Source organism: Kitasatospora sp. NPDC043949, assembly GCF_056435365.1.
The window spans coordinates 270,659-294,087 of record NZ_JBWKEQ010000004.1 but is presented as its reverse complement, the minus strand read 5'-3'; the positions used below and the strand labels follow the sequence as shown (position 1 = coordinate 294,087).

Annotated in this window: 18 protein-coding genes; 11 read left to right on the top strand and 7 right to left on the bottom strand. The window is 74.7% G+C overall.

From position 1 onward, the window contains the following. Nucleotides 1–995, bottom strand: a 995-nt coding sequence (locus AC07AL_RS06390) for a trypsin-like peptidase domain-containing protein (protein ID WP_478317017.1), incomplete at its 3' end; no start/stop codon positions are given. 268 nt (nucleotides 996–1,263) lie between these two features. After that, entirely contained in the window at nucleotides 1,264–2,214 is a 951-nt protein-coding gene (locus AC07AL_RS06385) for a hypothetical protein (RefSeq protein ID WP_478317015.1), read from the bottom strand. Between the two features lie 156 nt (nucleotides 2,215–2,370). Between AC07AL_RS06385 and AC07AL_RS06380 the strand changes: the two genes are divergently transcribed. Together AC07AL_RS06380 and AC07AL_RS06375 are read left to right on the top strand one after the other, a co-directional pair. Further along, nucleotides 2,371–3,489: an alpha/beta hydrolase gene (locus AC07AL_RS06380; protein ID WP_363584066.1), complete on the top strand. Its 1,119-nt coding sequence runs from the start codon at nucleotides 2,371–2,373 to the stop codon at nucleotides 3,487–3,489. Between the two features lie 134 nt (nucleotides 3,490–3,623). After that, nucleotides 3,624–6,149, top strand: coding sequence for a glycosyltransferase family 39 protein (locus tag AC07AL_RS06375; protein ID WP_478317013.1), 2,526 nt, complete (start codon nucleotides 3,624–3,626; stop codon nucleotides 6,147–6,149). A 106-nt stretch (nucleotides 6,150–6,255) separates the two neighbouring features. Here the strand turns inward: AC07AL_RS06375 and AC07AL_RS06370 are convergent, their stop codons facing one another. From AC07AL_RS06370 to moaA, 3 genes are all read right to left on the bottom strand, one after another. Continuing rightward, nucleotides 6,256–7,827 (bottom strand): alpha/beta hydrolase, encoded by a 1,572-nt coding sequence (locus AC07AL_RS06370; RefSeq protein ID WP_363630232.1) that lies wholly within the window; start codon nucleotides 7,825–7,827, stop codon nucleotides 6,256–6,258. A gap of 60 nt (nucleotides 7,828–7,887) precedes the next feature. Then, a complete protein-coding gene (locus tag AC07AL_RS06365) occupies nucleotides 7,888–8,646 on the bottom strand; it encodes an HNH endonuclease family protein (RefSeq protein ID WP_363584072.1) in 759 nt (252 codons plus the stop codon). 120 nt (nucleotides 8,647–8,766) lie between these two features. Beyond that, nucleotides 8,767–9,762 carry a GTP 3',8-cyclase MoaA gene (gene moaA, locus AC07AL_RS06360; RefSeq protein WP_363630234.1) on the bottom strand — a complete coding sequence of 332 codons (996 nt, stop codon included), beginning with the start codon at nucleotides 9,760–9,762 and terminating at the stop codon, nucleotides 8,767–8,769. 146 nt (nucleotides 9,763–9,908) lie between these two features. Between moaA and AC07AL_RS06355 the strand changes: the two genes are divergently transcribed. The 5 genes from AC07AL_RS06355 to AC07AL_RS06335 all read left to right on the top strand — a co-directional run bounded on the left by AC07AL_RS06355 (nucleotide 9,909) and on the right by AC07AL_RS06335 (nucleotide 15,029). Beyond that, on the top strand, nucleotides 9,909–10,520 hold the full coding sequence (locus tag AC07AL_RS06355; protein ID WP_363584076.1) for a nucleotidyltransferase family protein: 612 nt from the start codon (nucleotides 9,909–9,911) through the stop codon (nucleotides 10,518–10,520). Nucleotides 10,521–10,684: 164 nt separating this feature from the next. Then, nucleotides 10,685–11,536: a hypothetical protein gene (locus AC07AL_RS06350; RefSeq protein ID WP_387811124.1), complete on the top strand. Its 852-nt coding sequence runs from the start codon at nucleotides 10,685–10,687 to the stop codon at nucleotides 11,534–11,536. A gap of 243 nt (nucleotides 11,537–11,779) precedes the next feature. Then, nucleotides 11,780–12,652, top strand: coding sequence for a hypothetical protein (locus AC07AL_RS06345; protein ID WP_380345451.1), 873 nt, complete (start codon nucleotides 11,780–11,782; stop codon nucleotides 12,650–12,652). 168 nt (nucleotides 12,653–12,820) lie between these two features. Continuing rightward, nucleotides 12,821–13,756, top strand: coding sequence for a (2Fe-2S)-binding protein (locus tag AC07AL_RS06340; RefSeq protein ID WP_478317011.1), 936 nt, complete (start codon nucleotides 12,821–12,823; stop codon nucleotides 13,754–13,756). A 214-nt stretch (nucleotides 13,757–13,970) separates the two neighbouring features. Beyond that, entirely contained in the window at nucleotides 13,971–15,029 is a 1,059-nt protein-coding gene (locus tag AC07AL_RS06335) for a DUF2637 domain-containing protein (protein WP_350881565.1), read from the top strand. A gap of 6 nt (nucleotides 15,030–15,035) precedes the next feature. Here the strand turns inward: AC07AL_RS06335 and AC07AL_RS06330 are convergent, their stop codons facing one another. Beyond that, nucleotides 15,036–17,387, bottom strand: coding sequence for a SpoIIE family protein phosphatase (locus AC07AL_RS06330; protein WP_478317009.1), 2,352 nt, complete (start codon nucleotides 17,385–17,387; stop codon nucleotides 15,036–15,038). A 369-nt stretch (nucleotides 17,388–17,756) separates the two neighbouring features. Further along, nucleotides 17,757–18,272, bottom strand: a complete 516-nt coding sequence (locus AC07AL_RS06325; RefSeq protein WP_107452835.1) for an ATP-binding protein — start codon at nucleotides 18,270–18,272, stop codon at nucleotides 17,757–17,759. 543 nt (nucleotides 18,273–18,815) lie between these two features. Between AC07AL_RS06325 and AC07AL_RS06320 the strand changes: the two genes are divergently transcribed. From AC07AL_RS06320 to AC07AL_RS06305, 4 genes are all read left to right on the top strand, one after another. Beyond that, nucleotides 18,816–19,526, top strand: a complete 711-nt coding sequence (locus tag AC07AL_RS06320) for an urease subunit gamma (protein ID WP_478317007.1) — start codon at nucleotides 18,816–18,818, stop codon at nucleotides 19,524–19,526. After that, complete coding sequence (locus tag AC07AL_RS06315; protein WP_363584086.1) at nucleotides 19,523–21,238, top strand: urease subunit alpha; 1,716 nt, start codon at nucleotides 19,523–19,525, stop codon at nucleotides 21,236–21,238. Before AC07AL_RS06320 ends, AC07AL_RS06315 begins: the two co-directional genes overlap by 4 nt. Nucleotides 21,239–21,288: 50 nt before the next feature. Continuing rightward, nucleotides 21,289–22,335 carry an agmatine deiminase family protein gene (locus AC07AL_RS06310; RefSeq protein WP_400844271.1) on the top strand — a complete coding sequence of 349 codons (1,047 nt, stop codon included), beginning with the start codon at nucleotides 21,289–21,291 and terminating at the stop codon, nucleotides 22,333–22,335. A gap of 124 nt (nucleotides 22,336–22,459) precedes the next feature. Beyond that, on the top strand, nucleotides 22,460–23,059 hold the full coding sequence (locus AC07AL_RS06305; RefSeq protein WP_350881577.1) for a TetR/AcrR family transcriptional regulator: 600 nt from the start codon (nucleotides 22,460–22,462) through the stop codon (nucleotides 23,057–23,059). Nucleotides 23,060–23,429 lie beyond the last annotated feature (370 nt).

Here is a 23,429-nt window from a genome sequence, read left to right as displayed (position 1 = left end):
GTGGCCGTACCGGTGATCGCACCCGTCGACGCGTTGATCGCCAGCCCGGCCGGCAGACCCGTCGCGCTGTACGACAGCGGCGCGGTACCACCGGAAGCGTTGATCTGGAGGTTCACCGCACCGCCGACCGCGGTCGACTGGTCACCGGGGCTGCTGACGGAGACGGCGCCGCTGCCGGCCGGCTTGGTGAGCAGGCAGCCGGCCACGTTGAGGTCGATGACCCGGCCGTTGCCGAGGCAGGTGGTGAACCAGTAGGTCTCCTCACCGTAGCTCTGGCCCTTGGTGGCCGTGGTGGTGCCGTCCGCGGCGACCTCGCACGGGTTGTCCAGGGTGCACATCTCACCGTTGTCGTTGCCGGTGTTGTTGATGCCGATGATCCGCCCGCTGGCGGAGTCGATGATCGGCGAACCGGAGGTGCCGTGCGTGGTGTTGCAGCCGGAGCTGTAGCGCAGCGAGTCGTGCCAGGTCCACTGGTCCTCGCGCAGGGTGGGCACGAACCCGTTGACGGAGCAGTTCCACACCTGCTTCCAGTACGAGGAGGGTATGTACATCGCGGCGCCGTCGGTCGGGTGCGTGTCGTTGACGGTCAGCGCGGTGGCGCCGTACTTGGAGCTGATCGAGCCGTAGGTGTCGGTGAGTTGGTAGAGCGCGACATCGGTGCCGGTCATGGTCGCGTAGACGACCTTGTCGGCCTGGACGGTGCCGAGGCTGTTGCCGGCGCCGTCCAGCAGGGTGCCGCTGCGGCTCGCGCTCGCGTTCTGGATGACCTGGCCGGCCGTGGGCATGGTCGGCAGGCAGTGGCCGTTGGTGAGCATCAGGGCCCGGTCGCCGGCCACCGATGTGGGGTAACGCACCAGCGAGGCCGAGCAGTTGCTCAGCGCGATGGTGGAGGTCAGGTCGCTGGCCTGGACGGCGTGCGCGGGGACGGCGGCGAGGGTCAGCCCGCCCGCGACGACGGCGCCGACGCCGGCCATCGCGGCAAGTCTCTTGAACATGGCTCTCCTTGTGGGGGATCGCGGGGTGTACGACTGGTCGCCGAGGCCCGCGCCGCACGAAAGTGCCATGGTCACTTCAAGTGGTCAACCGTATTGGCCGAACTCGCCGACGGCAATCGGCCGTTGCGGCCCGGGGCGGCAACCATCCGCCCCGGTATGCCCGTTAAGGGCGGGCGCGATGGCACCCCACGGCACCGGCCGTGCCCGCCCGCCGGAGCGTCATGTCCACCCGTCGGCCCGCCCGCTCCGGCTGCGGCTACGGCTACGGCTACGGCTGCGGGAAGGAGTCCGCTCCCACCTCGTCGGTCTTGGCGTTGCCGCCGACCGTCGGCTGGAGGGTGATCGACCAGGACGTCGCGGTGCGCCCGGTCTCGAACGCCAGCGTGTCCTGGAACTTGGTGAACCGGCAGCTCTGCGTGAACGCCTTCGCGTCGGAGTCCCAGTCCACCCCGCCCGCGAAGTACACCTCGTACGTGCCGTCCTCGACGCCCTCGATACTGGCCTTCTGCCCCTTGGCCACGTACACCGAGTGCACCGACTTGCCGTTCAGCGCGAGCGAGACGACCGCGTCCCCCCTGCCGCCATTGTCGACCTTGAACACGCCCTGGCCGCGCAGCCGCCCCTCGCGCACCAGGGTGCCGTTGTCCAGCGAACGGGACTGCTGCTTCGGGGTCTGCGGGACGGCGAAGGTCGTCGGGTAGCCGGCCGCCGCCATCTTGGCCAGGGCCGCCGACACCGCCGCCAGGCCCTCCGAGGCGCCCAGCTCGGCCTGCGCGGAACCCACCGCGCAGACGCCCCTGCTCTTGATGTCGCCGCGGACCTTCGTCGCGTCGGCGGCCAGCGAGGTCAGCGCCGCCACCAGCTCGGTCCGCGCCGTGGTGACCGCGGCCGGCTCGTCCGCCAGGCCCAGGCTCCGCCCGGCCGTCCGCGCGCTGGTGGCGATGCCGCCGAGCACGCCGTCGAGGTCGCCCAGGGTCTTGGCCCCGGCCACCTGGCCGAGCGCGGTGTTCACCGGGTCGATGTTCGTGCCGAGCACCGGGCCGTACGGCGGCGGCGTCGGGGTGGGGGTCGGCGTCCGCGTCGGCGCGGGCGGGGCCGGGGCCGCGCCGGTGGACGGCCCGCCCGCGGCACTCCCCCCGCCGCCCCCGGTGCCGCTGGAGCAGGCCGCGAGCAGCAGTACCGTGCCGACGGCCAGACCGGCCTTGGTGATGGACTTCATGAATCCCGCCCCCGTGACGCCCCGCGCACACAGCGTGCACGTTTCCGCCGCCATGCTGGCGGGCCCGCCCTGCGCGGTCAACCGGATTCCGAGGGCGCGCGGAGGGCGCGCAGGGGGCGCCCGGGGGCGCTGATCGAGGTCAACTACGATCGGGGCGTGCTCAGCCTCACCGGACTCCCCCTCCAGATCGTCGCCTCGCTCGTCGCGATCCTCGTCTTCGGCGCCACCATGTGGCTCTGGCCGCGCTTCGGCGGGAAGGGCTGGAAGTCCTGGACGGGCCGGCTCGGCGCCTTCCTCGCCACCCAGATCGCCGTGCTGGTCGCCATGGGCCTGATCGCCAACGGCTACTTCGGCTTCTACAGCTCCTGGAGCGACCTGCTCGGCACCGACGGCAAGCCGGGCACGGTCGTCGACCACACGCCGAACGCCTCCGTGGCCGTCACCGGCGAGCAGAAGTTCTACTCGGCCCAGGGCTCGGACCGGGAGCGCTCCGGGCTGATCCAGCAGGTCGCCGTCAAAGGAGCCTCGACCGGCCTGAGCACCGAGGCGTTCGTCTACCTGCCCCCGCAGTACTTCCAGCCGGACTACGCGCAGCAGCGGTTCCCGATGGCCCTGGTGCTCACCGGCTACCCGGGCACCCCGGAGAAGCTGATCTCGCTGATGCAGTACCCGGCCTCCACCCTCACCGCGATCGAGCAGAAGAAGCTGCCGCCGACCGTCCTGGTGATGATGCGCCCCACGGTCGTCGGAAACCGGGACACCGAGTGCGTCGACGTGCCGGGCGGCCCCCAGGCGGAGACCTTCTTCACCACCGACCTGCCCAAGGCGCTCGCCACCACCTACCGGCTCGGCACCGACCCGGCGAGCCGCGCCGTGATCGGCAACTCGACCGGCGGCTACTGCGCGCTCAAGTTCGCGATGCGCAAGCCCGACTCCTACCGCGCGGCGGTCGCGCTCTCCGGCTACTACAGCGCGGCGCACGACGAGACCACCGGCGACCTCTTCGGCGGCAACGACCAGCTGAAGCAGCAGAACGACCTGCTGTGGCGGCTGAAGAACCAGCCGGCCGCCCCCGTCTCCCTGCTGCTCACCACCAGCTACGACGAGAACAACTACGCCGACACCCAGGCCATGGTCGGCGCCTTCAAGGCCCCCACCAAGCTGTCCACCATCACCCTGGACACCGGCGGCCACAACTTCCACACCTGGACCCGGGAGATCCCCCCGGCCCTGGAGTGGCTCGGCCAGCACCTCACCATGCCGAAGGCCGCCTGACCGCGCCGAAGGCCGCCTGACCGATCCCCCGGCGGCCCGCCCGATCACCCGATCACCCGAACGCCCCGCAGATCACACCCGTCTCACAGCGTCGTCTCACGCTCCTCTCAGCCACACCACGCACGGTATGGCGCATGACCACGACCAGCTACTCCACTCCGGCCGGCGAACCGTGGCCCGAGGCCGCGGACTTCCCGCCGCCGGAGGTGCCGCGGCCGGACCCCGCCCGGCCGGACCCGGCGCCGCTCTTCCCCGAGCAGCCCCTGCCGCCCACCGGCCCCAAGGGCCCCGCCTCCTGGTCCGGCCGGCTGCGCACCCTCCCCGCCCGCGCCTGGCGCGGCCGCGCGGACGACCCGCGCTGGGTGCGCCCGGCCCTGCTGGCACTGCTGGCCGCGACCGTCGTCCTCTACCTCTGGGGCCTGAGCGCCTCCGGCTGGGCCAACGCCTTCTACTCGGCCGCCGTCCAGGCCGGCAGCCAGAGCTGGAAGGCCTTCTTCTTCGGCTCCTCCGACGCCGGGAACTTCATCACCGTCGACAAGCCTCCGATGTCGCTGTGGCCGATGGCCCTCTCGGTGCGGGTCTTCGGCCTGTCCTCCTGGTCCGTGCTCGCCCCGCAGGCCCTGATGGGCGCCGCCACCGTCGGCGTCGTGTACGCGACGGTGCGCCGGCGCTTCTCCCCGCTCGGCGGCCTGCTCGCCGGGGCCGCCCTGGCGCTCACCCCGGTCGCGGCGCTGATGTTCCGCTTCAACAACCCCGACGCGCTGCTGGCCCTGCTGCTCACCCTGGCCGCGTACGGGCTGGTACGGGCCATCGAGGCGGCGGGCACCCGGTGGCTGGTGTTCACCGGGGCGATGTTCGGCCTGGCCTTCCTCACCAAGACCCTGCAAGCCTTCCTCGTGCTGCCCGCCTTCGCGCTGGTCTACCTGGTCGTCGCGCCCACCGGCCTGTGGCGGCGGGTGCGGCAGCTGCTGCTCGCGGGCGCAGCCATGGTGGTCGCGGGCGGCTGGTGGGTCGCGGTGGTCGAGCTGCTGCCGGCCTCGGCCCGCCCGTACGTCGGCGGCTCGCAGGACGACAGCTTCCTCTCCCTCACCTTCGGCTACAACGGCCTCGGCCGGATCAACGGCGACGAGACCGGCAGCGTCGGCGGCGGCGGGCGGCTCCCGGCCGGGCTCGACCTGCCGGCCGGGGCGATGCGCGGCGGCCGCGGCTGGGGCCAGAGCGGCCTCACCCGGCTGTTCGGGAGCGACATCGGCGGACAGATCGCCTGGCTGCTGCCGGCCGCGCTGATCCTGCTGGTCGCCGCCCTGTGGGCGACCCGCCGCTACGCCCGCACCGATACCGCCCGCGCGGCGTTCCTGGTCTGGGGCGGCGCGATGCTGTCCACCGCGCTGGTGTTCAGCTTCATGTCCGGGATCTTCCACCAGTACTACACGGTGGCGCTCGCCCCGGCCGTCGCGGCGCTGGTCGGCATGGGCGTGGACGGCCTGTGGCGGGCCCGGCACCGGCTTCCGTGGGCGCTGGTGCTGGCCGGCACCCTCGCGGTGACGGCGGTGTGGGCGTTCGTCCTGCTCGGGCGGAGCGCGGAGTTCCTGCCCTGGCTGCGCTGGGCGGTGCTGGTCGGCGGGCTGGTGGCGGCGGCCACGCTGGTCGCCGGACAGCTGGCCGGGCGGGCCGACGGGCGGCTCGGGGCCCGGATCGCCTCGGTCGCCGGCCTGCTCGGCCTGGCGGCGGCGCTCGGCGGGCCGGCCGCGTACGCGGTGGACACCGTCGGCACGGCGCACAGCGGCTCCATCGTGACGGCCGGGCCGGCCGTCCAGGGCGCCTCCGGCCCGGGCGGCGGCGGCCGGCACGGCGGGCAGGGCTTCCCGGGCAACGGGCGGGCGTTCCAGCCCGGCCAGAACGGCGGCGGGCAGAACGGCGGCTGGCAGAACGGCGGCGCACCCGGCTTCCCCGGCGGGGGCGGCGGGCAGAACGGCGGCCGGCCGGGCGCCCAGGGCGGGGGCAACGGGTTCAACGGCGGGGGCAACGGCGGCCAGGGCGGCTTCAACGGCGGCAACGGCGGCAACGGCGGCTGGCCGGGCGGCGGTTCGGGCAAGGGCCCGGGCGGCGGCAACGGTCACCGCGAGCGCGGCACGGGCGCCAACCCCGACACCGGCAACCCCGACACCGGCAACCCCGGCAGCGGCGAGGATCCCGGCGCCTTCGGCCCGGGCGGCGCGGGCGGCCCCGGAGCGGGCGGCATGGGCGGCGCGGGCGGCATGGGCGGTCTGCTCGGCGGCACCAAGGTGAGCGAGGAGGCCTCCGCCCTGCTCAAGGAGAACGCCGACCAGTACACCTGGGCGGCCGCCACCAGCGGCTCGCAGAACGCCGCCAGCTACCAACTCGCCACCGGGAAGCCGGTGATGGCCCTCGGCGGCTTCAACGGCACCGACCCCTCGCTCAGCCTGGCCGGCTTCCAGAAGTACGTCCAGGAGGGCAAGGTGCACTGGTTCATCGCCGGCGGCTCCCACCGCGGCTTCGGCGGGGCCGAGAGCGGACGGGGCGACACCGGGGAGAAGGAGTCGGAGACCTCCCAGATCGAGAGCTGGGTGACGAGCCACTTCACCGCGAAGACGGTCGGCTCCACCACCTTCTACGACCTGACGGCCCCGACGTCCTGACCGTCCGACCTCCTGACCGTCCCACCCCAGGGGGCGCACCGCAGCCGGCGGTGCGCCCCCTTCGCGTTGCCCCTGGCCAGCCCCCGTCAGCTCCCGTCAGCTCCCGTCAGGCGGACGGGCAGTGCGTCCCGGCGGCGGGCAGCGTGCCGTCCACCAGGAACGCGGCCACCGCGTCCCGCACGCACCCGCTCTTGTCGTAGCCGGTGTGCCCGTCGCCGTCCCGGGTGAGCAGGACGGCGTCGGCGAGGGCGGAGGCCATCCGCTGCGCCCACGGGTACGGCGTGACCGGGTCGGCGGTGGAGCCGACCACCAGGATCGGGGCGCTGCCCTCGGCCCGGATCCGGGCGGGCCGTTCGGCGGTGCGGTACGGCCAGGAGCGGCAGTCCGGGGCGAACAGCGCCGCCGAGGTGTCGTGCCGGCTCATCAGCGGGGCGCGGGCGGCGAGTTCGGCGCGGTCGGTGCGCAGGTCCCCGGCGCCGGGGGCCATCAGGGCGTCCGCGCAGCTGATGGCGACGAAGGCGTCCGCCGCGGTGGAGTATCCGCCGTCCTCGGCGCGGCCGTTGGCGCCGTCGGCGAGGGCGAGCAGTTCGGCGGCGTCGCCGCGGGTGATCGCCGGGTCGAGGGCCTGGCGCAGCCGCTCCCAGGAGCGGTGGCCGTCGTAGAGGGTGTCGAGGGTGCCGTTCCAGGCCAGGGTGGCGGTGAGGCGGCGGCCGTCGGCGGCGGGCAGCGGGTGCGCGCGCAGGCCGTCCAGGAAGTCGGCGAGCCGCTGCGGGGCGGCGGCGCGGTCGCGGCCGAGCGGGCAGCCGTCGCGGCCCGCGCAGTCGGCGGCGAAGTCCCGCAGCGCGGTCTCGGTGGCGGCGGCGGCCTCGACGTTCATCCGGACCGGGTCGAGGCTGCGCTCGAAGGCGCCGTCCAGGGCGAGGCGGCCGGTGCGGGCGGGGAACTCCTCGGCGTAGAGGGCGCCCAGGTAGGTGCCGTAGGAGCTGCCGAGGAAGTCGAGCCGCCGTTCGCCCAGGGCGCCGCGCAGCACGTCCAGGTCGCGGGCGGTGTCGCGGGTGGAGAGGTGGGGCAGCAGCGTGGCGTACCGGGCCTGGCAGGCGTCGGCGAGCACCCGGCCGCGGTCGTAGCCGGGGTCGTCGGTGCTGGTCCACTCGTCCCGGGTGCGGTCGTCGAGGCAGTGCACGGGGGTGGTGCGGCCGGCGCCGCGCGGGTCGAAGCCGACCAGGTCGAAGTGGTCGGAGAGGGTGCCGCGGTAGTCCTCCCAGCCCCAGACGACCCGGTCCACGCCGGAGTTGCCCGGCCCGCCGGGGTTGAGCACCAGTGCCCCGATCCGCCGGTCGGCCTCGGTGGCGCGGATCCGGGAGACGGCGACGTCGATCGTCTCGCCGCCCGGATCGGCGTAGTCCAGCGGGACCTTGAGTCCGGTGCACTGCGCAACCGGCTCCCCGGCCGGGCGCTCGGGCCGGTCCGGGCAGTCCTTCCAGTCCAGCGGCTGGAGGTAAAGGGCCGCGAGCGCGGGGGCGGCCGTGCCGGGCACCAGGTCCTGGGGCCCGGCCGCGGCCGCGGTGCCGGGCCGGCGGGCGCCCGGGTCCGACGGCCCGGTGCAGCCCGCGGCGAGCACGAGGAGGGCGACGGTGAGCAGGGCGCGGAGCGGGCGCCGGGGGTTCGACGAGTGCACCGCCCACGAATACCACCCGGCGCCCGCTGCCGTCACACCAGCACCTGCCGTAACGATTCCTCAGCCGCCGCACTGCTGCAGCATGGCCTGCTTGTCGGCCGCGGTGACGGGGAGCTGGTACTTCAGGGAGACCTGGGCGAAGCGGACGGCGTAGGAGCAGCGGACGGCGGTGTTGGCGGGGAGCCAGGTGGCCGGGCCGGAGTCGCCCTTGGAGCCGTTCTGCGAGCCGTCGGCGGGGATCAGGTTGAGCGGGTCGTTGGCGATCTGGACGCGCTTGGCCTTGTCCCACTTGGCGGCGCCCAGCTGCCAGTCGTAGGACAGCGGCATCACGTGGTCGATCTGGATCTTCGTGGCCTGCTGCTTGGTCCACTGGACGTTCTTGCCGGTGTACGGGTCGTAGATGGTCATCGCGGTGACGACGCAGTTCGATCCGTCCTTGCGCTCGACGGCGGTGCCGTCGCGGGCGAGCAGGTCGTTGCGGGTGTCGCAGTTGTTGTGGCCGAGCGGGACGCCGTCGACGTTGTCCGTCCAGGCGGGGCCGAACTCGTTGCGGTCGTAGCCGTCCTTGGGGCCGGCGGCGGCGGTGGCGACCTTGGCTATCACGTCCCGGCCCGCCTTCTGCTCCTCCGGCGTGGTCAGCGGGGCCAGGCCGGGCTTGGTGCCGTCCGGGTTCTGCAGCGGGCTGGTGCCCAGGCCCCCGGCGGGCGCGGCGGAGTCGCCGCTCTTGTGGTCACGGCCGCCGAGCAGCCAGCCGGCCAGCGCGAGCGCGCATATCAGGAACACGGTGGCGGCGGACAGGGCGGTGCGGCGGGCGGGCACGGATAACTCCCGGGATCTGGGGCGGGTTGACGGCGAACCAGCAGATCAGCCACCCCGAGAGCAGGTCAAGGCGACGCCACGCGAACCCCGCCGACCATGTCGAAGCTCACACCCCGGGCGTCAGCCGCCGATGGCGGACATCGGGCGGTCGGGCCGGACGAAGCCGGCGGAGTTGACGGCGTGTCCGGGCCCCTTCCCGGCCACCGAGGCCCGCCAGGCCGCCTCGATCCGGTCGTCGTCGGCACCGCCGCGCAGCAGCGCGCGCAGATCGGACTCCTCCGTCGCGAACAGGCAGTTGCGCAACTGACCGTCGGCGGTGAGCCGGACCCGGTCGCAGCCCCCGCAGAACGGGCGGGTCACGGAGGCGATCACCCCGATGACGGCGTCCGTGCCCGCGACCCGCCACTCCTCCGCCGGGGCGTTGCCCCGCCGCCCCACGGGCAGCAGGTCGAAGCGCTCCCCGAGCCGCTCCAGGACCTCCGCGGCGGTGACCATCGCCGAACGGTCCCAGGCGCCCTGCGCGTCCAACGGCATCGACTCGATGAACCGCATCCGGTACCCGTGCTCCACCGCGAAGGCCGCCAGCTCCGGGATCTCGTCCTCGTTCACCCCGCGCACCGGCACCGCGTTCACCTTCACCGGCCCCAGCCCCGCCGCCCGCGCCGCCGCCAGGCCCGCGAACACGTCCGCGATCCGGTCCCGCCGCGTGATCCGCGCGAACCGCTCCGGGCGCAGCGTGTCGAGGCTGACGTTCACCCGCTCCAGCCCCGCCGCCCGCAGCGCCACCGCCGTGCGGGCCAGCCCGATCCCGTTCGTCGTCAGCGACACCTCCGGCCCCAGCGCGGCGATCCGCCCCACCAGTTCCGGCAGGCCCCGCCGCAACAGCGGCTCCCCGCCGGTCAGCCGCACCGAGGCGATCCCCAGCCGCCCGACCGCGATCCGCACCAGCCGCACCACCTCGTCGTCGCCCAGCGTCTGCGCCCTCGGCAGCCAGTCCAGGCCCTCGGCCGGCATGCAGTAGGTGCAGCGCAGGTTGCAGCGGTCGGTCAGCGAGACCCTCAGGTCGGTGTGGACCCGGCCGAAACGGTCCAGCAGCGGGCGCGGTGCGGTGTTCATCGACCCAGTACAGGGGCCGGCGGGCCGCAGGACCAGCGGCCGAACCGCCGGGGGGCGGCCACCACCTGCGGGTTCCCCTTGTGCATTCGTACAACTGTGGGTTCGTACGGCTGCGCGGCGGCGGCACCGGCGGGCAGGCTGGGCCCATGCAGACCACCGAAGACCCGACCGGGCCCGTTGCCGCGCTGGTGCTCGCCGCCGGGGGCGGGCGACGCCTCGGCGGGCGGCCCAAGGCCCTGATCCGGTACGCGGGCCGCCCGCTGGTCGAGCACGCGGTGGCGGTGGTGCGGGCGGGCGGCTGCGCGGACGTCACGGTGGTGCTGGGCGCGGCCGGCGAACGCGTCCGCTCGACGGCGCACCTGCCGGGCTGCCGGCTGGTGGCCAACCCGGACTGGGCGGGCGGCATGGGCTCCTCGCTGCGCGCCGGGCTGGCCGCGCTGGCGCCGGAGGTGTCGGCGGTGCTGGTGATGCTGGTGGACACCCCGGGCGTCACCGCGGCCGCGGTGGCCCGACTGCTGGCCGCGCACCGGGCCGGCGCGGAACTGGCCGCGGCGGCCTACGGAGGACGGCGCGGGCACCCGGTGCTGATCGGCGCCCGGCACTTCGCGGAGGCGGCCGCCGGCGCGTCCGGCGACGCCGGGGCCCGCACCCTGCTGGCCGCGCACCCGGGCGCGGTCACGCTGGTCGAGTGCGCCGACGTCGCCGTCCCGGACGACCTGGACACCCCCGCCGACCTGGCCCGCTGGTCCGCCGGCTGACCGCACCCCGCCGACCGGGGTGTCCGAAGCACCCGTGGTGGGAACCGGCCGGGCGCACACCCCTGATCCGACCCTGAGGATTGCCCCATTCCGTGCCAAGGACCCAACGTTTCGGGGAGCATGGAAACCGTTCCACCACCCGACTCGAACGGACGGAGCCCGCGATGGCCGGACTGCCCGAAGACTTCACCGGACACGACCCCGCGAGGCCAGGGCACGGGGCGGGCGGTGGCGCCCGGGCGATCCGCTGCCCCGCCTGCCGCCGCGAGCACCTCTACGAGCCGCCGTCGCTGCCCTGTCCGTGCGGCGCCTCGCTGAAGGTGCCGCTGCTGCGCGGCGGGGTTCCGGTGCAGGTGCGGTTCCGCTCCTGGGAGGACTCCTGGCTGAGCATGCGCTGTCCGCACTGCGGCCGCTCCGACCAGTGGCCGCAGCCCGAGTTCACCTGCAACTGCGGCGCCACCGTCCGGCTGCCGGTGGACCGCACCACCCGGCTCGGCGGCGGCACGGCCGGCCCGCTCGCCACCCCCGGCCCGCAGGCCTCCCGCCCGTACCCGGCCCACCCGATGGGCGCCCCGGTGCCCGCCCCGCCCGGCGGCTCCGGCGGCCAGCCCAAGCCCTTCCGCCACCGCGCGCCGTTCCGCCCGCACCCGGTGCGCACCTCGCAGGACGCGGTCTTCACCGCCGCCCGCTACCTGGAGTGGCTCGGCTTCGACGACCTGGAGCTGACCGAGGCCCAGGAGCGCGACGGGGTGACCCTGCTGGGCAGCCGGATGGTCGCCCAGGTGGACACCTGGACCGAGCCGGCCGACGTGAAGTCGGTCGAGTGCCTGTGGCTGCAGACCCTGCACGCCGAGGAGATGGCCGCCGCCATGTTCACCCTGGCCGGCTACTCGCACCAGGCCACCGTGCGCGGCGAACAGCTGCTGGTCGCCCTGTTCAGCCTGGACCTGGCGGGGGTGCCGCAGCCCGCCAACGGCGCCGCCGAGGCCCTGATGGAAACCGGCTGGACGTCCTGACCGACCGGAGGCCGCCGGGGCACGTCCGCCAGGGCGTGCCTTGTGGATCAGGCCAGGCCCTAGATCATTTCCCCCGCGAATGCAAGAACCTCCGCTCGTGATCTGGTGCACAAGCTCACCCCCGTGTTGAATTGCCGCCACAGCGCGGGCCCTTGCGCTGCCGTCGCCGTGCCGCCGACAGTCGACGGCGGCGACGCCGGGCAGGGCCGCGCCCCGCTGGATGGCGCACACAAGGAGGTGGCGTTGTCAGAGCACGGATGGGGCCCGAACGGCCCGAACGGGCGGGGGCGGGCGGCAGCGGAGGAGCCGGGCGACACCGTGTGGCGACTGAGGTCCCGGGGGTGCTGGCAGGAGGCGGCCGAACTGCTGCGCCCGGCCGCCGAACAGGACCCGACGGCGGCCCTGGCACGGGCCGAACTCCTCATCGAGCAGTGCCTGTTCACCGCCGCGCAGTGGACCCAGGCGGAACAGGCGCTGCGCCTCGCGGAGGCCGTGGTGGCCAGCACCGAACAGCGCGCGGCCGCGGCCTGCGCCCGCGGCTTCCTGGCGTACGTGGCCAGCGTGCTCGGCCCCCGGGACCGACTGGACGAGGCGCAGGCCGCGCTCGGACGCACCTCGGCACTGCTGCCGCCGGACGCGCCGGGCCGCCCGCTGCTGGACTTCCGGCGCGGACTGGTCGCCGAGAACCTGCTGCGCGACCGCGGCGCCGCCTGGATCGCCTACCGCCGGGCGCACGACGGCGCGGGCGAACGCGGGGACGAACTGCTGCGCTCGTACACCTGGCGCCACCTGGCGGCACTGGCCCTGGCCCGCGGGGACCGCGACCACGCCCGCGAGGGCTTCGACGCCTCGCTGCGGCTGCGCGAGCAACTCGGCTTCACGGTGGGGGTGGCGCCGGCGCTCGCGGCGCTCGCCGAGGTGTCCGAGCCGGCCGAGGCCGCCCGGCTGCGCGCCGAGGCGGCCCGGCTCGTCCACGCCCTGGGCGGCGTGCCGGTCTGGCTCGCGCGCCAGTTGGGCACCACCCGCACGCCGGGGCTCCCCCCGGACGGGGCCCACACGCCGGGGCCTCCCCCGGACGGGCGCATCACCCGCGAGACCTGGGGGACGATCAGCTAAGGTGAGCCTAACCTGGCCGGGGTGAGCAGTACCCCGGCCGGGTTCGCCTTGCCGTTCCCCGGGCACCGCCATGCCCCGGTCCGGCCGGGCCTGGGCGGGCCACCACCCCGACCGGGCACCGCCGGGCGGTCCATGGGCGGTCCCCGGTCGACCCGATGGGGCCCGCCCATGACCGCGAGCAGCACCCGGCCCGGCCCCACGCCGTGCGCCCCCCGCACCACCGAGGCGCACGCCCTCACTCCCACGCCGCCCGCCGACGCCCCCGGCGCGACCTCGTACCACCGGCTCACCGCGCTCGCCCCCGTCCTGCGGGTGCGCTGCGCCCCGCCCCGCCGCGGCGACGGCTGGATCCCCGCCGCCGACCTGACCACCCGGCCCGAGGCGGTCCGCGAGCTGATCGCCCACGACGCCCGGCAGGGCCTGGCCCGCTACGGGCGGCCGCTGCGCCCGGACGTGGCGGCCGGCTTCGGCCTGCACCGCGTCGTGTGGCCGCTCTCGCTGCTGTTCACGCTGCCGTGGTTCCTGGAGCGCCGGGTCCTGCTGCTCGGCCCGGAGGACGTCTCGGTGCGCCGCGGTGCCGACCGGGTGGAGCTGACGGTCCGCCCGGAGGCGTTCGCCTGTCTGCCCGACGACCCGGCGGGCGGCGTGCCGCAGGCCCGTACGGTGCCGGACGCGAACGCGTTGGACACCGAACTGCGGTGCGCGCTGGGCGGGTTCCTGGAACCGGTGCTGGCCGCCTTCCGGCCCGAGGTGCGGCGCGGGCCACGGGTGCTGTGGGCGATGGCCACGGACGCGGCGGTGGAGGGGCTCTGGTACGCCGGCGGGCTGCTCGGGGAGCAGGAGCGGGCGCGCGCCGAGCTGTCCGCGCTGCTGGAGCCCCCGCAGGCGGGCGGCGCGGCGGCGGCACCGGCGTGCGCGCCCGGCGTGACCGGCGGCCCCGCTCCGGCCCCGTCCCCCTTCACCCCGGGTGCCGGTTTCGCCGCGCCGGCGGCCGGGTGCGGGGATGCTTCGGGCACCGACCGGGCCCGGGCCAGCTGCTGCCTCGTGTACACCGCCCAACCGGAGGACATCTGCGGCGGCTGCCCCCGCGTCATGCGGGGTTGACGAAAACACGTGCGAGGCCGGATCCGGAAAGCCCGGAATTCCGGGAATAACCCGCTTCAAATGCATAAGAAAATGCGATTGTCGCGGGGTCAGAAATCCCTCTACTCAGCGCATTGGCACCGAATCGGCCATTCCCCCGCCGAGCATCCGCCATGATGGTCCCCGCCATCACGACGCAGGAACGCGACGCAGGAAAGCGAGGCTGGTTCCGGCGATGAAATTGTCCGACATACCGCTCGGCTGGGCCGTCACCGGAGGTGCGGGGCTGCTGGTCAGCGCGCTCCTGGTGGCCCTGGTCCGGAGCCGGGGATCCGCCGCCGCCGGAGGGCCGGATTCCTGGGAGCGTTCCGAGGAACGGCGCCGCCGCAAGGAATCCCTGTACGGCGGCGCCTCGTACACGCTGCTGTTCTGCTGCGCCGGTGTCGCCGCCGCGCTGTCCTTCCACGGGCTGGTCGGCTTCGGGGTGCAGAACCTCGGGCTGTCCGGCGGCTGGGAGTACCTCGTGCCGTTCGGCCTCGACGGCGCCGCGATGTTCTGCTCGGTGCTCGCCGTCCGCGAGGCCAGCCACGGTGACGCCGCGCTCGGCTCCCGGCTGCTGGTCTGGCTGTTCGCCGGCGCCTCGGCCTGGTTCAACTGGGTGCACGCCCCGCGCGGCTTCGGCCACGCCGGCGCCCCGCAGTTCTTCTCCGGCATGTCCCTCTCGGCGGCCATCCTGTTCGACCGGGCGCTCAAGCAGACCCGCCGGGCCGCGCTGCGCGAGCAGGGACTCGTCCCCCGCCCGCTGCCGCAGATCCGCATCGTGCGCTGGCTGCGCGCCCCGCGCGAGACCTACGCGGCCTGGTCGCTGATGCTCCTGGAAGGCGTCCGCAGCCTCGACGAGGCGGTGGACGAGGTCCGCGAGGACAAGCGGGAGAGGGCCGTGGAGCGGGAGCGCCGCAGGCTGGCCGGCCGCCGCGAGCGGGCGGAGATCCGGGCGATCAGCCGCAGCAACAGCGCCTGGCGCGGTCGCGGCGGCGGCGCACGGCAGTTGGAGTCCGGCTCGGAACCCGCCATAGCCGGCGGGCCCGCGGCGGAGCGGCCCGCCGGGCCGCGCGAGGTCGAGGCCGCCGAGGGCGCGGTGGTGCCCGCCGAGGGCACGGTGGCGCAGCCGGGCCTGCCCGCCCGCCCGGAGCGGCGCACCATCGACCTGACCGTCGACGAGGACACCGTGACGCTGCCCCGGCTGGACTCGCTGGAGCGCAAACTGAAGGACCTGGAGCAGCAGTTCGGGTGACCGGACCTAGGTTGCGGGCGTGCCGCTGAGCTCGAACCACATCCGCTTGCCGGAGCCGCGCGGCTCCACGCCCCAGGCGTCCGCCAGCGCCTCGACGAGCATCAGCCCGCGCCCGGAGGAGGCCTGCTCCCCCGGGGTCCGGCGGGTCGGCCACAGGTCCGACTCGTCCTCCACCTCGACCCGCAGCCGGGCCCGGCCGCCGTCCGAGGCCGGCTCCCGGTAGAGCCGGGCGGTGAACATGGCGTCCCGGTCGGTGTGCCGGATGGCGTTGGTGACCAGTTCGGAGGAGAGCAGTTCGGCGGTGTCGATGAACTCGGCGACGCCCCAGCGGCGCAGCGCGTCGCGCAGTTCGGCCCGGACCTCGGAGATCCGCGCCAGGTCGGCCTGGCCGATCCGGCGGCGCAGCTGCTGGGCGGCCAGGCCGCCGGCCGGACCGTCCCAGCGCAGGAGCAGCAGCGCTATGTCGTCCTCGCGCTCGCTGGAGTCGGCGGCCTGGGAGGCGATCCGGTCGGCCAGGTCCTCCAGCGGGTCGCGGGCCGCCTCCTCGGCGGGCGGCAGCGGACGGGCGAGCGCCCGGGTGAGCCGGGCGATGCCCTCGTCCAGGTCCATGCCGCGCGCCTCGACCAGGCCGTCGGTACAGAGCAGCACCGTCTCGCCCGGGTCCAGGCTGAACCGGGTGACCCGGTACTCCTGGTCCGGGTCGATGCCCAGCGGCAGCCCGCCGGCCACCGGCACCACGGCGGCGGTGCCGTCCGCCCGGCGCACCACCGGGTCGAGGTGGCCGGCCCGGACGGCGTAGACCACGCCGTAGTCCACGTTGACCTCGGCGTAGGCGCAGGTCGCGAAGTGGTCGGTGTCCAGGTCGGCGAGGAAGCGGGAGGCGCGGGCCATCACCGCGGCCGGCGGGTGCCCCTCGGCCGCGTAGGCGCGCAGCGCGATCCGCAGCTGGCCCATGATCCCGGCAGCGTGCACGTCGTGGCCCTGGACGTCCCCGATCACCAGGCCGACGTGCCCGCCCGGCAGCGGCACCACGTCGTACCAGTCGCCGCCGATCTGCAGGCCGGAGCCGGCCGCCAGGTAGCGCACGGCGGTCGTCACCCCCGGCACCGACGGCACGGTGCGCGGCAGCATCACCCGCTGGAGGCCGGCCGCCAGTTCGTGCTCGGCGTCGTGCAGCCGGGCCCTGGCCAGGGACTGGGCGACCAGCCCGCCCAGGGTGGACAGCAGGGTGCGCTCGTCCGCGTCCAGCTCGCGCTCGTCGTCGAAGCTGACCACGCAGACGCCGATCGCCCGCCCGCTGGCCACCAGCGGCAGGAACGCCCAGGAGCCGCGCCCGGTACGGCTGGTCGGCTCCCAGACCTCGGGGTAGGACGCGCGGAACTCCTCGCGGGTCGGGATGAACACCGGCGCCCGGTGGCGCACCGCCTCGGCGGCCGGGTGCCCGGCCGGCAGCACCGTGCGGTCCCAGACCGCCAGCGCCTCGGTCCGGTAGCCGGAGGCGCCGAGCACCTGCGCCCGGCCGGCCTCGAAGGAGGCCAGCACCAGGCCGTCCGGCGGCAGTCCGGGCAGCGGCAGTCCGGTGAACACCCGGGCCACGTCGCGGACGGTGACGGCTTCGGAGAGGGCGCGGGCCGCCTCCTTGATGAACCGGGAGCGCTCCTCGCGCAGCAGGGCCATCCGGTCGGCGCGGTCGCGCTTGTGCAGTTCGACGGTGGCGTCCCAGACGAAGCCCACCATCCGCGAGGCCCGGCCGAAGGCGTCCGCGAGCACCCGGCCGCGGAAGCGCACCGCGCGCATGGTGCCGTTGGGCCCGACGGTGCGGTAGTAGGCGCCGCACTGGCCCAGTTCGGCCACCGCGCGCTCGACCCGGCGGCGTACCACCGGCGCGTCCTCGGGGTGCAGCAGGGCCAGGAAGGAACCGGCGGTGCGGTCGAAGCGGCCCTGGTCCATGCTGTCCAGGCCGATGATCGCGCAGGCCCGGTGGTCGCCCTCCAGGACGTCGCGGCGGATGTCCCAGTCGAAGGAGCCGATGCCGTTGGCGGCCATCGCGGGCTCCAGCCAGTCCGGCATGGTGTCCGCGGAGGCGGGCGGCAGGCTGCCGGGGAGCACCGTCGCCAGCCGTCCGGCGGCGAGCGCGGGCGCCGGGCGCGGCACGGGCCGGCGCACCGCCTGCGCGGGCGGCTTCGCCCGGCCCGGCCCGGCCGCGGTGGGGCCGGCGGGGGGCTGGTCGACCGTCACGGGAGCGGTGGGGCCGACGGGGTTCGGACCGGTGGTGTGGGTGGAGGCTGCCTGCTGCGGTTCGGCGGTGGGCGCACCGGATGGAAGCGCCGGCCCCGGCGACTCGGGCTCAGTGGGCATGCTGCTCCTGCCGCTGCCGTGGCGGACCGCGCCGACCGTCCGGACGGGCCGCGTGGCGGTGTGATGGGTGGTGCTGGATCGGACGGTGTCGACGGGCGGGGTCGGTCGAGGTTCGGTCTCCCCGCTGCTTCCCGCACGTGGACACACATTCCCACCATCCTGTCCAATGTTGGGCCGAGCGGCAATGGTAACGGGCCGGAAATCTTCCGCTCCGCCTTCTGTTCTGGGCATGCTTCGAAGGCGAATGAATCGACGGCGAACGGTGCGGCGGGCCGCGTACCCCCACATGCCCCGCGCCCCGAGCGCCCCGGGCCCGTGCTCCGCGCTCCGTGCCCGCGCTCCGTGCCCGCGCCCCGCGAGCGGCCGGGCTCAGGGCAGGGCGAGCTCGAACCAGGTGACCTTGCCGTCGCCCCGCAGCTGCACGCCCCACGCGTCCGCGAGCGACTCCACCAGCAGCAGGCCGCGCCCCGAGGTCGCGTACTCGGCGTCCGGATCGCGGCGCCGGCCGGGCAGCCGGGTCGTGCCGTCCTGCACCTCGATCCGCAGCCGGTGGTCCGACCCGAGCACCGCGTCGAACACCGCGCCCTTGCCGGTGTGCAGCAGCGCGTTGGTCACCAGCTCGGAGGAGAGCAGTTCGGCGGTGTCCGACAGCTCCGGCACCCCCCAGTGGCTGAGCGCCGTCCGCAGCCGCCGGCGGACCGAGCCGACCGCGACCAGGTCGGCCGGGTCGAGCGTCAGGTGCAGCCGGCGGTGCAGGGCGCAGCCGGGGGCCGAGGTGCCCGGCAGGGTCGTCCCGGTGCCGCCGGCCGCGCCCGGGGCGGGCCCGGACCGGTAGGCGTCACCCGAACTCGTCCGCTGCCGCGGGAATCGCGACTGACCGTCCATCAACACATGCCCCCGCCCTCGAATCCGAGCCCCCGCCTCCGGATCCCCCGCCGGCCGGGTGGCCCCCACGTTCTGACCACCCATCCTCATGCCCAGTTGACGGCGTTTGCAACAGTGTGCGTCCGATCACGTGGGGTGAAAGGGGCACGGGGAGGTTCACGTGATCCAACTGCCCGCGCCGGACAGGTTTGCGAAGCGCAGAGCCTGTTTTCGAGCCCGCCCCCGCCCGATCCCGCGCACACCCGGCGCCCGGGCGCCGGCCCGCGCCGCCCTCCCACTCCCCGTCGCACCCCGCCGCGCGCCGGGCCCCGTCCTGCTCCGCGCGCCCGGCGCACCCCGGCCGCGCGCCCTCCCCTCCGGGGCTCCGCCCCGCCGCTCCGGGGCTTCACCCCAGCCGCGCGCCCGGCGGGCCGAACCCCTGCGGACCGGCAACGCTGGACACGGCGGCCCGGTCCGGGTTCAATGGCCCGAGATGTTTGAACGACGTTCTAACATCGCCCCCGAAAGCCGACCCCCTCCCCCGGCGACCGCGAGCGAGGAACCGTGCGACTGACCCCCACCGAGCGGGACCGGCTGCTGATCTTCACAGCAGCCGAACTGGCCCGCGCCCGCCGCGCCCGGGGCGTACGCCTCAACATCCCCGAGGCCACCGCCCTGATCGCGGACACCGTCTGCGAGGCCGCCCGCGACGGCCGGCGCCTGGCCGAGGCCATCGAGGCCGGCCGCAGCGTGCTCACCGCCGCCGACGTGCTGCCCGGCGTGCCGGACGTCGTCACCGTCGTCCAGGTCGAGGCCGTCTTCGACGACGGCACCCGCCTGGCCGTCGTCAACGACCCGTTCCGGGGCGCCGGCTCGCTCGGCGACGAGGCCCCCGGCGGCGCGCTGATCGGCGACGGCGCCGGCTACGACCCGGTCGAGGAGACGGTGCTGCTGCCCGTCCACAACACCTCCCAGGTGCCGATCTCGGTCACCTCGCACTTCCACTTCTTCGAGGCCAACCCGCGCCTCGCCTTCGACCGCGCCGCCGCCTACGGCACCCACCTGGCCGTCCCGGCCGGCTCCTCGGTGCGCTTCGACCCGGGCGCCACCGTCCAGGTCGGCCTGGTGCCGATCGGCGGCGACCGCGTCGCGATCGGCTTCGCCGGCCTGGTCGACGGCCCGCTGGACGCGCCCGGCGCGAAGGAGGCCGCCCTGGCCAAGGCCCGCGCGACCGGCTACCTGACCACCTTCGACGACGCGGAGGTGCCGTCATGACGTCCATCACCCCCCACGACTACATCTCGGTGCACGGCCCCCGGGCCGGCGACCGGATCCGGCTCGGCGACTCCGGCCTGATCGTCCGCGTCGAGTCCGACTCCCAGGCCCCCGGCGAGGAGTTCCTGGCCGGCTTCGGCAAGACCGCCCGCGACGGACTGCACCTCAAGGCCGCCGCCGTCCGCGACACCTGCGACGTGGTGATCAGCAACGTCCTGGTGATCGACGCCATCCAGGGCATCCGCAAGACCTCGATCGGCCTGATCGGCGGCCGGATCGCCTCGATCGGCCGCGCCGGCAACCCCGACACCCTCGACGGCGTGGACGTCGTCGTCGGCACCGGCACCACCATCGTCTCCGGCGAGGGCATGATCGCCACCGCCGGCTCCATCGACACCCACGTCCACCTGCTCTCGCCGCGGATCATGGAGGCCTCCCTCGCCTCCGGCGTCACCACGATCATCGGCCAGGAGTTCGGCCCGGTCTGGGGCGTCGGCGTCAACTCCCCCTGGGCCCTGCGCCACGCCTTCAACGCCTTCGACGCCTGGCCCGTCAACATCGGCTTCCTGGGCCGCGGTTCGTCCTCCGACGCGGCCCCGCTCGTCGAGGCCCTGGCCGAGGGCGGCGCCTCCGGCTTCAAGGTCCACGAGGACATGGGCGCCCACACCCGCGCCCTGGACACCGCGCTGCGCGTCGCCGAGGAGTACGACGTCCAGGTCGCCCTGCACACCGACGGCCTGAACGAGTGCCTGTCGGTGGAGGACACGCTCAAGGTGCTGGAGGGACGGACGATCCACGCCTTCCACATCGAGGGCTGCGGCGGCGGACACGTCCCCAACGTGCTGAAGATGGCGGGCGTGCCCAACGTCATCGGCTCCTCCACCAACCCCACCCTGCCGTTCGGCCGCGACGCGCTCGGCGAGCACTTCGACATGATCGTCTCCGCCCACGACCTCAAGACCGACCTGCCCGGCGACGCCGCCATGGCCCGCGACCGCATCCGCGCCGGCACCATGGGCGCCGAGGACGTCCTGCACGACCTCGGCGTCATCGGCATCACCTCCTCCGACGCCCAGGGCATGGGCCGCGCCGGCGAGACCGTCCGCCGCACCTTCGCCATGGCCGGCAAGATGAAGGCCGAACTCGGCCCCCTGGACGGTGGCTACGGCACCACCGAGAGCGGCGACGACAACGAGCGCGTCCTGCGCTACATCGCCAAGCTCACCATCAACCCCGCCATCGCCCACGGCCTCTCCCACGAGGTCGGCTCCATCGAGGTCGGCAAACTCGCCGACATCGTGCTGTGGCGCCCCGACCACTTCGGTGCCAAGCCGCAGCTGGTCCTGAAGGCCGGCTTCCCCGCCTACGGCGTGGTCGGCGACCCCAACGCCTCCACCGACACCTGCGAACCCCTCGTCCTCGGACCGCAGTTCGGCGCCCACGGCGCCACCGCCGCCGACATCTCGGTCGCCTTCGTCGCCCAGGCCGCCGCCGACGGCGCCTACCTCGACCGCCCCGCCGACGGGCTGCCCACCCGCCGCCGCCGCGTCGGCGTCCGCAACACCCGCGGCATCGGCCCGCGCGACATGGTCCGCAACGCCCGGGTCGGCCGCGTCGACGTCACCCAGACCGGCCTGGTCTCGCTGGACGGCGAACCGCTGCGCTCCGAACCCGCGGACAGCGTCTCGCTCAGCCGCCTCTACTTCCTCTGACACTTCCGCTGACACCTCCGCCGAACGCCTCCCCCCACTAGGACTCCCGGATGACCACCCCCACGCCCGCCTCCCTCGGCTACCGGATGCCCGCCGAGTGGCACCCGCACGACCGCACCTGGATGGCCTTCCCCACCGCCAACCCCACCTTCGACACCCCCGAGAACCTGCACGCGGGCCGCGAGGCCTGGGCCGCCGTCGCCAACACCATCGTCCGGTACGAGCCGGTCACCCTGGTCGTCAACACCGGCGAGACCGCGGACGCCCGCCGGTACGTCTCCGAGCAGGTCGAGATCGTCGAGCGCCCGCTCGACGACGCCTGGATGCGCGACATCGGCCCGTCCTTCCTGATCGACGGCAAGGGCTCGCTGGCCGCCACCGACTGGATCTTCAACGGCTGGGGCGCCCAGTCCTGGGCCCGCTGGGACCACGACCAGCACATCGCCGAGCACATCAGCGAACTGACGGGCGTCCAGCGCTTCGCCTCCCGGCTGATCAACGAGGGCGGCGGCATCCACGTCGACGGCGAGGGCACCGTCCTGGTCACCGAGACCGTCCAACTCGGCGAGGGCCGCAACGCGGACTGGACCAAGGAGGAGGTCGAGGCCGAGCTGCACGCCTTCCTCGGCACCACCAAGGCGATCTGGCTGCCGCGCGGACTCACCCGCGACTACGACGAGTTCGGCACCCGCGGGCACATCGACATCGTCGCCTCCTTCGTGCGCCCCGGCGTCGTCGTCGCCCACGTCCAGCCGGACCCCGCCCACCCGGACCACGCGGTCTGCCAGGAGCTCGTCGCCGTCCTGCGCGCCGCCACCGACGCCCGGGGCCGGGCGCTGGAGGTCATCGAACTGGCCGCCCCCACCGTCCTGCTGGACGAGGACGGCGAACCGGTCGACTACTCCTACATCAACCACTACGTGGCCAACGGCGCCGTGATCCTGTGCGCCTTCGACGACCCGCGCGACCAGGAGGCCGCCGCCGCCCTCGGCCGCGCCTACCCGGGCCGCACCGTCGAACTCGTCGACGCCCGCGAGATCTTCGCCAACGGCGGCGGCATCCACTGCATCACGCAGCAGCAGCCGAAGTCCGTCTGATCCCAGGCCACTTGAGGTACCTGGGCCACCTTGGGCACCTGGGCCACCCGGCTGCCGGGGCGGGGGCACCTCCCCCGCCCCGGCAGCCTTCCGACCTCCGCACCACCGAGGGAGCGCACCGCACATGGCCGACCCCCGCCCGCGCCGGCCGGCGCGCCCCCGCGAGGAGGTCTTCGCCACCGCCCGGGCCGCGATCGCCGAACACGGGCTCGCCAAACTCACCATGGCCGGGCTCGGCAAACAGCTCCAGATGAGCGCCGGACACCTGCTCTACTACTTCGGCAGCAAGGACCAGCTGCTGCTGGAAACCCTCCGCTGGAGCGAGGACCAGCTCGGGGCCCGGCGCCGCGACGCCCTCGCCGACCGCTCGCGCGACCCCTGGCAGCGGCTCGACGCCTACCTGCGCCTCTACCTGCCCGACGGGGCGGGCGATCCGCGCTGGATCCTGTGGGTCGAGGTGTGGGGGCGCTCCCCCGCCAGCGCCGAGATCCGCCAGGGGCAACAGGAGATCGAGGCGCCCTGGCAGGCCGACCTGGTCGCCCTCATCGAGGAGGGCACCGCCACCGGCCACTTCACCCCCGGGCCCGCCGCCGACCGGGCCACCCAGATCCGCGCCCTCCTCGACGGCCTGGCCGTCCCCCTCGCCATCGGCCTCCCCGGCACCCACCGCCCCGCCGCCCTCACCCAGGCCACCGCCGTCACCGCGATCCTCCTGCGCACCTGACCAGGGGCTGCGGCGGCGAGGGAGAAAATATACCGACCGGTCTATAGATTTCCCTCGGTGACGCGACGGCGCGATGCGCGCGCGTGATGCGCGGCGCGTGGCGCGTGGCGTGTGGGGCGCGTGAGTGCGCGCGGTGCACAGGAAGTCGGCCCGGTCGACTTCCTGCGCGATCCACTCCCGTCGGCGCGGTCGGCGCGGTCGTGACCAGGGAAAAATATGTCGGTCGGTCTACATATTCACTACCCGCAAGCGCGAGCAGCACGCGAGAAGTCGGGCCCGCCGACTTCTCGCGCGGCCGGGAAATCTGTCGGTCGGTCTACATATTTCGCCGCGGGAGGGGCCCGGATCAGGCTAGGGCTTGCTCAGGTAG

Coding starts and splice junctions, on each gene's coding strand:
- moaA (WP_363630234.1), bottom strand. CDS start 9,762: ATGAACACCGCACCGCGCCCGCTGCTGGACCGTTTCGGCCGGGTCCAC.
- AC07AL_RS06315 (WP_363584086.1), top strand. CDS start 19,523: ATGACGTCCATCACCCCCCACGACTACATCTCGGTGCACGGCCCCCGG.
- AC07AL_RS06375 (WP_478317013.1), top strand. CDS start 3,624: ATGACCACGACCAGCTACTCCACTCCGGCCGGCGAACCGTGGCCCGAG.
- AC07AL_RS06330 (WP_478317009.1), bottom strand. CDS start 17,387: ATGCCCACTGAGCCCGAGTCGCCGGGGCCGGCGCTTCCATCCGGTGCG.
- AC07AL_RS06335 (WP_350881565.1), top strand. CDS start 13,971: ATGAAATTGTCCGACATACCGCTCGGCTGGGCCGTCACCGGAGGTGCG.
- AC07AL_RS06310 (WP_400844271.1), top strand. CDS start 21,289: ATGACCACCCCCACGCCCGCCTCCCTCGGCTACCGGATGCCCGCCGAG.
- AC07AL_RS06355 (WP_363584076.1), top strand. CDS start 9,909: ATGCAGACCACCGAAGACCCGACCGGGCCCGTTGCCGCGCTGGTGCTC.
- AC07AL_RS06385 (WP_478317015.1), bottom strand. CDS start 2,214: ATGAAGTCCATCACCAAGGCCGGTCTGGCCGTCGGCACGGTACTGCTG.
- AC07AL_RS06325 (WP_107452835.1), bottom strand. CDS start 18,272: ATGGACGGTCAGTCGCGATTCCCGCGGCAGCGGACGAGTTCGGGTGAC.
- AC07AL_RS06305 (WP_350881577.1), top strand. CDS start 22,460: ATGGCCGACCCCCGCCCGCGCCGGCCGGCGCGCCCCCGCGAGGAGGTC.
- AC07AL_RS06340 (WP_478317011.1), top strand. CDS start 12,821: ATGACCGCGAGCAGCACCCGGCCCGGCCCCACGCCGTGCGCCCCCCGC.
- AC07AL_RS06350 (WP_387811124.1), top strand. CDS start 10,685: ATGGCCGGACTGCCCGAAGACTTCACCGGACACGACCCCGCGAGGCCA.